The following is a 9,633-nucleotide window of genomic DNA, read 5'->3' as shown; positions in this document are numbered from 1 at the left end:
TAGCGCGGTGATCCATCCACACGATGATATCGCGTTCCGGATGAGCCTTGTCGCCCACACCGTTTGAGGCACCTTGCACGACCAGCGAGCAGGTCGCATCAAATCCAAGTCCGGCAACGGATGCCGGATCGATGGCAGCAGAAGCCACTGCATCACGAACCGAAGCACAAACGGCATCCCAGATCTGTGCGCTCGATTGTTCAACGTGGCCATGATCGTCACGGAAGATCAGGATATCGTGTTTGGCAGAGGCCAGCAGTGTTCCAGCGGCATCAAACACGCCAGCGCGCGCCGAACCAGTGCCGACGTCAACGCCGATAAAGTGATTTGTCATGGTGTCCCCTCTCCGAGTTAAATCGCCGTGCGCACCTTAAAAGCACGTCACGGCGAAATATTGTGTCGACTCAGACCCTATCAAAATTGGTTGGCAGAACCAGCATGTCGCGGATCGTGACGTTGCGATTGCGCGTCAGCATGTATTCGACAGCATCTGCCACTTCGCTGGCTTCGATAATGCTGCCAGACTCCTTGGCCTTGCGCAGGTTTTCCTCCGGCCAATCAGCAAGCAGCGCAGAGAGAACCGGCCCTGGCGACACCTGAGCCACACGCACCCCGTGGGGGATCATCTGGCGGCGCATTGTCTGCACAAAGCAGGTAACGGCCCACTTCGAACCGGCATAAACCGGCTCCCAATAGGTTGGGAAATGGCCGGCAATCGAACTGGTGACGATGATGTCACCTGTCTTGCGTTCACTCATATGCGGGATAACCGCATGCACATTTTTCATCACCGCATTGACATTGAGGTTCAGCATCCGGTCGATTTCTTCGGCCGTGGTGTCTGCCAGATCACCACCAATATAGGTGCCGGCGTTGCAGTAGAGGATGTCGATGTGATCGACCTTCTTCAGAATTTCCGGGATCATTGCACCGCAGCTCTCGGCGTCCAGCAGGTTTGTCACCTGCGGGATTGCATTTTTGCCCAGCTTGGCGACCAGCTCATTGAGGGCTTTCTCATTCCAGTCCACCATGACAACCGTGCAGCCATTGGCCAGCAATTTTTCAGTGGTTGCCAGACCGATGCCTGACGCTGCGCCTGTGATGACAGCGATCTTGCCTGCCAGAGATTGAGCCATGTGTTTCTCCTAACGTTATGAAAAGTTGATGCGATTTCGTCAGCGCCATTCGCGGGCGATGTAGATGGCGAGCAAAATGATGAAGCCGCGGATGATGTCCTGCAGATACGGGTTGATGCCCATCAGATTGAGGCCGTTATTGAGGATGCCAAGCAGCACCGCGCCAATCAGGGTTCCCAGTATGAACCCACGCCCGCCAGCAATGGCCGTGCCGCCAAGCACAACGGCGGCAATGGCATCGAGTTCAAAACCCACCCCCGCATTTGGCTGCCCAGACATCAGGCGACCGGTGAGGACGATGGCTGCGAGACCAGCAGTCAGTCCGGAAATCGAATAGACAGCAAGTTTGATACGACCGATCTTGACGCCAGACAGGCGTGCTGCCGTTTCGTTGCCACCGATCGCATAGACGTGCCGGCCGAATGCAGTTCTCTCCAGCAGCACCCACGCCAGTGCGTAGATGATGATCATGGTAATGACCGGAACCGGGATGATGCCGACACGGCCAACACCGAACCAGGAAATCCATGACGGCAGGCCTGAGATCGGATAACCGCCGGAATAGATAAGTCCGGCGCCACGGGCGATCCCCATGGTAGCCAGCGTGACGATGATTGCCGGCATGCGCCCCCATGCCACCAAAATACCGTTAAACAGGCCAAGACCGACAGCGATACCGACACCGGCAAGCAGACCTGCCCAGCCGGGCATCCCGTAATGGACCATCAAACCGGCGGCCATTGTTCCAGCCAGCGCCATCAGCGCACCCACCGACAGATCGATACCACCCGTCAGGATCACGAAGGTCATGCCGACCGCAAGAATGGCGACAATCGAAACCTGCCTCAAGACATTGAGGATGTTGGACACGGAGAAGAAATTATCCGAGGCAAACCCCATCAGGATCGAAACGACAATCAGCCCGGCCAGAGGCAAAGCCAATGGCGACTGGATAATGGTTTTCCAGAATGGCGTGCCAGCGTTTTCCACCTGCCCGCCGGTGACGGCGTCCGCATTATGCGACATGTTTTGTCCTCCCGGTTGTTGCGTGGGTCATGACCTGTTCCGAGGTCACGGCATCGCCTTCCAGCGTTGCGACAATGCCTCCGGAGCGGAACACACAAACCCTGTCGGACATGCCGATAACTTCAGGCAGTTCCGATGAAATCATGATGATGGAGTAGCCCTGCGCGGTGAAATCGCGCATGAGCTGGTAAATCTCGGCCTTGGCGCCAACGTCGATACCGCGCGTTGGCTCGTCGAAGATCAACACCTTCATATTGTGGTTGATCCAGCGGGCAATAACGACCTTCTGTTGATTGCCACCTGACAGCGTATCAACCCGCGCATGGGGACCAGACGCCTTTACACGAACCCGCTGCATGGCAGTGCGTGTGTCATCCAGTTCACGGCTGCGATTTATGAAGAAATGGCCAATGAGATATTTGCCATAATTGTTCAGCGACACATTGTGCATAATCGGGAAACTGGTGATCAGGCCCTGTTCCTTGCGGCTTTCCGGCAAAAGACCAATACCAGCCTCCAGCGCTTCCGACGGATCCGCAAACCGGATTTCGACACCGTTGATCGACAATTTGCAGCGCGTTGCGCGATAGGCACCCAGCATTGCCAGCACGGTTTCAGTGCGCCCGGAACCAACCAGACCGGCAAAGCCGAGTATCTCGCCCGCCCTCAGGGAAAAACTTGATATCGGCCCGGATCTGGCAAGTTGGACTTCCTCCACCTCAAGAACTGTACTAGCATCCGCAGCAATGACCGGTTTTGGTGGAAAGCTGTTTTCGATCCTGCGTCCGACCATCATCTCGACAAGTCGTGCCTGATCGACATCCGCAACAGCACAGGAGGCGACATATTCGCCATCGCGCAGCACGGTGATACTGTCACATATCTCGAATATCTCCTCGAGGTGATGGGAGATGAAAATGATCGCAACACCCTGACTTCTGAGACCGCGCATGACGTGAAACAGGTGTTCGACTTCGGCTGGCGTCAGTGTTGCGGTTGGTTCGTCGAGCACAAGAATGCGTGCATTCAGTGCCAGCGCCTTGGCAATTTCGACAAACTGCTGCTCAGCAACCGAGAGATTGCGGATCGGGACGTTCAATGGAATGGAGATGCCAAGCTGTGCCATGATTTCGGCAGCCCGCTTGCGCATCGCGGAGCGTTTCATGAAACCCAGGCCATTGCTGAGTTCACGCGCCAGAAACATGTTTTCAACGGCATTCAGATAGGGAACCAGCGAAAATTCCTGGAACACCACGCCGATGCCGGCATCGATCGCCTCATTATAATCACTGAAATGACGAACCTCGCCATTGATGCGGATTTCACCTTCGCTTGGTTTGAGAATACCACACAGGATTTTCATCAGTGTCGACTTGCCAGCACCGTTTTCACCCAGAAGGGCATGCACCTCTCCCGCCTGCACGGTGAGATCGACGCCGTGCAAAACCTCTATCCTGCCAAAGTTTTTCTTGATGCCGCTCAACTGTAGCATCGGCTCCTCCCCATTTTTTGATTGTGAAAGTCGCCCCCGCCGTTCCAGGCGAGGGCGCTCGGGAGGCGCTTACCAACTGAAGTCGGCAGCGTTTTCGGCAGTGACTGGGCGAACGTCGATTGGCACTTCCTTCGGCACGACGCGTGCACCCCATTTCTGCGCCAGCGCCATGGCAAGACCGACGCGAATCTGGTCACGCGGGAACTGGGCTGTTGTCTGAATGAACGGCGTACCTTCGGCGATCGCCTTGACGGCTTCCGGCGCACCATCAACCGAGGTCAGCTTGACATCGCGGCCAGAGCCCTGAATTGCGGCCAGTGCACCCATGGCACCGCCGTCATTGACGGAGAAAATACCCTTGAGGTTCGGGCGTGCCTGCAGCATGTTTTCGACAACACCAAGCGCGACCGAGCGATCCTGACGGCCGTTCTGGGTATCGACCAGCTTGATATCCTTGAATTCGGCAAGTGCTTCCTTGCAGCCTTCAACACGCTGCAGAATTGGCACCACCGGAATACCGTCGAGAATGGCAACTTCACCTTCGCCGTTCAGCGCCTTGCCCAACGCCTGGCACGACTGGTAACCGGCATCCTTGTTTTTGGAGCCGACGAACGTATCGACCGGACCGCTCGCATTGGCATCAACGGCAACCACGATCACATTCTGTGCCTTGGCCGCATTGACGGCAGCTTCGACACCGGCGGAGTCGGTCGGGTTAAGAAGCAGAATGTCGATTTTCTGCTGCAGCATGTCTTCAACATCGGAAATCTGCTTGGCAACATCATGGGCTGCATCGGTGACGATGACCTGCGCACCCAAAGACTTGGCAGCCTCATCAAGCGCTTCCTTCATCGACACGAAATAGGGATTGTTCATTTCCTGAAAGGTCATGCCGATCTTCAGGCTGCCATCCTGTGCCATAACGGGGGCAGCCGCCAGCGCAACACCGGCAAACAACAATCCGGTCAAAGTTCTTTTCATCTCAGTCTTCCTCCCTGATTGCGGCGGGCAAAGCCTCACCGCTTCCGGAAAGCCCCATGCTTTCCGAATTGCATTGTCCCGGAACGGGATATGGTTAGTGGCGCTTATCCGGCGGCCCTGAATGCCCCATTGGCCTTGAAGGTTGCGCGAAATTGCGAGGGCGACATTCCCTTGAGTTTCCGGAAATGCCGATTGAAATTCGAAATATTGGAAAAGCCGATCTCGTAGCAGATCTGGGCAATCTTGACCTCGGGGCGCGTCAGCAATGTCAGGCAGGCAAGGTCAACCCGCAGCTGGTTCTTGTAGCGGACAAGTGTCGTGCCCGTATGGCGTTTGAAGGCCCGCGAAAAGGAACTTGCCGTGTGCCCAACCATGTTAGCCAGATCGCGCTCATCAATATCGTCGGTCAGGTGTTCGCGCAGATGGGCAATTGCGCGGTTGATACCGCTTTCATTGATGTTCGACAGGTCAAGTTCGTAACTCAGGCTTGCCAGCACTTCCGGTTCGGGCGCTGTTGCCAGCACATCGAGAATTTCCCAAAACAGTGCCAAACGTTTGATGCCACGTGTCTCAATGAGTTTTTCGACCAACGGACGCAACTTGTCGCTGGTATCCTTATCAAACAGCAGTCCTCTGTGGCTTCGCTCGAGAAGTGGCGCAATTGCCTCCATTTCGGCGAGGCTGGCGACACTGTCCTCAACGAATTTTTCGGGAAACTGAATAACCAGCGACCGCGTTGGCACGATCTCATCCGCCCCTATTTCGGAAATCCAGTTCTGCGGCAGGTTTGGGCCGGTCATGATCAACTGACCCGGTTCGAACCGGCCAATGTGATCGCCGATATAAAAACGACCTGACGTCGCAACAACGAGATGAATTTCATATTCGGGGTGATAGTGCCAGCGAACCGTGCGAAACGGATAGCCGTGTCTCCACGCAGCGAAGCTTTCGCCTTTGCGGATATGGACCAATTCCAGATCGGGTTGCACAGCGTTTCCTCCCACCGAGCGCACAATGTATGTGGCAAAATCTGCAAACCTCCAATTTGCAAATTTCATCATTAACGAGACCATAACCCCTGAAATTCATGGCATCTACATCACGGCAAAAATTTAACTGATACTTTTTTGACAGCTATTTTGTCGTGAGCGCCCCTTATCAGATGCGGCAATAGAAGCGCATGATCACACGCACGCGCCACCGATCAGGCCCTATCGGCGAGTTGAATATCCCTGGAAAACTCTGCGTAACCGAAAGGCTCTGGACCGCGATAGACGTCCAGGACAACTGCGTTTTCAAGGTCAGAAAGTCATGAATTCCGGTGGTAACAAGACTTCCGCAAAACGGAGGCTACAGCTCCAGCGTTGCAGCTATTCTCACCAGATCTGCAACTGACGCCGCTTTCATTTTCCGCATCATATGGCCGCGGTGAAGCTTCACGGTCGCTTCGGCAAGCTGGATGTTGGCTGCAATCTGTTTGTTCAATTGCCCCGCCACCACAAGGGCCATGATCTGCCGTTCGCGGTCGGTCAGTTTCATGTATCGCGATCGCAGCTGTGTTATTCGCTCGGCCTCATCGCGGCGCGCCTTGTCCTGAACAAGCGCACGATTGACGGCCTCAAGCAAATCCTGCTCGCGTACGGGCTTGGTCAGCACATCAATCGCCCCTGCCTTCATGGCGCGCACGGCCATGGCGACATCGACATGCGCGCTGATCAGCACCACCGATCGCGGATGAAGGCTGTTTGCCAGTGCTTCCTGAAACTCCAGTCCACTTTGGCCGGGCAAACGAATGTCCAGCACGATGCAGCCGGCCTTTTCCGGATTGTCAGCAGCCAGGAAATCTTTGACCGATCCGTGGGTTTCAGCAACCAGACCGACGGATTCGAACAATCCTTTCAATGCCTCGCGTACACTTTCATCATCATCGATGATGATGACGGTCGGCTGCGCATTTTTCCTGTCATTGATCATGTCAGCCGGCACCTTTCGCCGTCGGTAATGTGAAGTGGAACACACTGCCTGTTTGTCTGCCTTGTTGACTGTCTACCGAAGACGCCCAGATGCGACCACCATGTGCTTCCACGATTGACCGGCATATTGAAAGCCCCATGCCGATACCCTCGGCCTTGGTGCTGTAAAACGCCTCGAATACCCGGTCAGTCTGGTCGGCTGGCACACCGGGGCCCGTGTCGGAAACATCAATGTTTACAACTTGCTTGTCGTCCAACACACAGCGGATGTCGATACGTTTTTCCCCTGTTGCAGTCGCCATGGCCTCGGCGCTGTTGATCACCAGGTTCAAAATGACCTGCTGCAACTGCGTCCGATCCCCCATGACATTGAGGGGCACATCAGACATCTCCAGGTGGACATCGATGCCACGGCGTTGAACCTCGCCCCTTAACAGATCAAGCACGTCACGCACCGCAGTCTGGACGTCGGTTTGTTCGATCCTTGCCGGTCGTTTTTGTGCCATTGCCCGAATGCTGGCGATAATATCACCAGCACGATGGCCGTCCTTGATGATCCGCTCCGCTGCCAGGCGGGCCTGTTCCAGATCGGTATGTCCCGGCTGCAACCAGCGCAAACAGGTGCTGGCATTGGTCACGATGGCCATGAGTGGCTGATTGACCTCGTGGGCAATCGACACAGCAAGTTCGCCAGTCGCCGTCATTCGCGTGACATGTGCCAGGTCGCTCTGACTTTGCCGCAAGGACTCTTCGGCTCGTTTGCGATCCTCGATATCGACAACCACGCCGTACCATCGCACAACATTGCCATCCGCATCCAGAAGCGGGTTCTGTCGCAGGTTGAACCACCGATATTCGCCGTCGGCCCGGCGGATGCGGGCATCCGCAGGTCGGCCGCGTTTTGATTTGATGATCTCTTCCCAAGATACGCGCATCAACTCGACATCATCGGGATGGAACATGCGATAAAAGCCGAAACCGACAATTTCCTCGAATGGCAGACCGACAAAATCGATAAGGTTCTGGTTCCAATATTCGAGCGCACCATCCGCCGTGCACGACCATGCCATGGCAGGAATGGTATTGATGATGAGATTGAGCTTGCGCTCACTTTCCCGCAATGCAGCTTCACTGCCCCGAAGAGCATTTTCTGCGCGCTGCAGATCTTCGATGTCGATGTTCACACCAAACCAACGCACGACGCCATTTGCATCCGTCAACTTGCGACCAGCGAAATAGAACCAGCGATACCGCCCATCCTTGCCGCGAATGCGTCCTTTCAGAACCGTGTGGTCGGAATGTTCGAGGTCTCGTTTCCAGATTTCCACCATGCCCGGGATATCGTCGGGGTGATAGAGATCCAGAAATCCCCAATCAAGGATTTGATCAGCCGAAAGACCGGCATAGTCCAGCCAACTCTGGTTGACAAAATCGGCACTCCCATCCGGCCGCGCCGACCAGACCAGAACGGGAAGTGAATTGATGATGAGGCTGAGATTTGCTTCGCTGGCTGCAAGTGCAGACTTTGTTTCCCGCAAAGCATTTTCGGCCTGTTTGCGGTCTTCAATATCAAGAACGACGCCATACCATTTCGCAACATTGCCCTGATGATCAAGCTGCGCCTTTTGCCGCAAGGTGCACCATCGATATTGACCGTCGGCACGTCTGATGCGTCCCTCCACCTCGCGCGCCCGCCTGGAGGCCATGATCTCATGCCATGCCGAGGCAAGGTGCGCCGTGTCATCGGGGTGGAAGATCTTGTAAAAATTCACCCCGGAAATGTCTTCGAGAGGCGCGCCGATGAATTCGAGAAAGTGTTGGTTGGCAAAATCCAGCATGCCGTCCGATGTTGCCGACCATGCCATGGCCGGGATCATGTCGATAATGGGATCTGTCTGCTGCACTGTTCCCACAAAACTCTCCACGCGGATTTCATGAAACACCGATGATTTGGCTCAGACATCTGAACCACAATCTTATCGGTTTTTCTGCAAATATCGCACCAGCGTCAACGTCAGAACCGATCAAAAACCGGATATCCTCCGAACGGAATTGTTACGGGATTTCGGGAAGTTGCGTAACAACAAATCGATATACCAAAGTCTATTGTGGCGATGCCAACGTCTAGCTGTGCATGACCTAGATCGCAATTGAGACGCAGCCAGATCCGGCCTATTGCTAGGGTCAGGACTCATTGCTCATAGCCAGAAGATAACGGTCGCAGCGAGAGCGATGGCGGAGAGAAAGGCCATTGGGCACCGGTCGTAACGCGTAGCGACACGCCGCCAGTCTTTGAGACGCCCGAACATGATCTCGATCCGGTTGCGCCGTTTGTAGCGGCGTTTGTCGTATTTGATGGTCTTCTTGCGGGATTTTCGACCTGGAATGCAGGGAGTGATCCCCTTCGCCTGTAAAGCGTCACGATACCAGTCGGCATCATAGCCACGGTCGGCCAGCAACCATTTGGCCTTGGGAAGTTCATCAAGCAAGGCGGCAGCACCGGTGTAATCGCTGACCTGGCCTGCCGTTATGAAGAAGCTGATCGGGCGACCACTCGCATCCGTTACGGCATGAAGCTTGGTGTTCATGCCGCCTTTCGTGCGTCCAATCAGGCGGCCCGCGCCCCCTTTTTTACCCGCAAGCTGGAAGCCGTGCGGTGGGCCTTGAGATAGGTCGCATCGATCATGATGGTCTTGTGCTCTGCGGCTTCAGGCACGGCCAGACCTTCCATCATCTGGATAAATACGCCCTTGTCGCCCCAGCGTTTCCAGCGGTTATAAAGCGTCTTCGCCGGGCCATATTCCTTCGGCGCATCACGCCAACGCAGCCCGTTGCGGTTGACGAAGATGATGCCGCTCAGAACGCGTCGATCATCAACGCGCTGGCGGCCATGGCTCTTGGGGAAATAGGGCTGAAGACGAGCCATTTGCTCGTCCGTCAGCCAAAACAAATTACTCATCAGTCGGGCTCCTATACGCCCATCTGAATCACAGCCGTCAGTTCAAATCAATGGGTCCTGACCCTA

The 9,633-nt window shown here is 55.3% G+C and carries 9 protein-coding genes; all 9 read right to left on the bottom strand.

The features are described from left to right. The coding region (locus tag RT613_RS18105; RefSeq protein ID WP_313617604.1) for an FGGY family carbohydrate kinase at positions 1–334 on the bottom strand (334 nt) is incomplete at its 3' end. A 70-nt stretch (positions 335–404) separates the two neighbouring features. Beyond that, positions 405–1,136 (bottom strand): SDR family oxidoreductase, encoded by a 732-nt coding sequence (locus tag RT613_RS18100; protein ID WP_313617603.1) that lies wholly within the window; start codon positions 1,134–1,136, stop codon positions 405–407. A gap of 39 nt (positions 1,137–1,175) precedes the next feature. Continuing rightward, positions 1,176–2,162, bottom strand: a complete 987-nt coding sequence (locus tag RT613_RS18095; protein WP_313617601.1) for an ABC transporter permease subunit — start codon at positions 2,160–2,162, stop codon at positions 1,176–1,178. After that, positions 2,152–3,654 carry a sugar ABC transporter ATP-binding protein gene (locus RT613_RS18090; protein ID WP_313617599.1) on the bottom strand — a complete coding sequence of 501 codons (1,503 nt, stop codon included), beginning with the start codon at positions 3,652–3,654 and terminating at the stop codon, positions 2,152–2,154. Before RT613_RS18090 ends, RT613_RS18095 begins: the two co-directional genes overlap by 11 nt. Positions 3,655–3,723: 69 nt before the next feature. Beyond that, entirely contained in the window at positions 3,724–4,635 is a 912-nt protein-coding gene (locus tag RT613_RS18085; RefSeq protein WP_313617597.1) for an ABC transporter substrate-binding protein, read from the bottom strand. 104 nt (positions 4,636–4,739) lie between these two features. Next, positions 4,740–5,624 carry an AraC family transcriptional regulator gene (locus tag RT613_RS18080; protein ID WP_313617595.1) on the bottom strand — a complete coding sequence of 295 codons (885 nt, stop codon included), beginning with the start codon at positions 5,622–5,624 and terminating at the stop codon, positions 4,740–4,742. A 361-nt stretch (positions 5,625–5,985) separates the two neighbouring features. After that, positions 5,986–6,609, bottom strand: coding sequence for a response regulator transcription factor (locus RT613_RS18075; protein ID WP_313617594.1), 624 nt, complete (start codon positions 6,607–6,609; stop codon positions 5,986–5,988). Between the two features lies 1 nt (position 6,610). Continuing rightward, entirely contained in the window at positions 6,611–8,485 is a 1,875-nt protein-coding gene (locus tag RT613_RS18070; RefSeq protein WP_313617666.1) for a PAS domain S-box protein, read from the bottom strand. Positions 8,486–8,806: 321 nt separating this feature from the next. Further along, positions 8,807–9,567, bottom strand: a protein-coding gene (locus tag RT613_RS18065) for an IS5-like element ISKpn12 family transposase (RefSeq protein ID WP_085947932.1) whose coding sequence is annotated in 2 segments (ribosomal slippage) — positions 8,807–9,243 and positions 9,243–9,567 — 762 coding nt in all. Because the reading frame shifts where the segments join, the coding sequence is not laid out codon by codon here. Positions 9,568–9,633 lie beyond the last annotated feature (66 nt).

This window comes from Agrobacterium sp., assembly GCF_032092815.1.
In the GTDB taxonomy this organism is placed as follows: domain Bacteria; phylum Pseudomonadota; class Alphaproteobacteria; order Rhizobiales; family Rhizobiaceae; genus Agrobacterium.
Note: the sequence above shows the minus strand (reverse complement) of the source record. Positions and strands in the feature narration are given on the sequence as shown.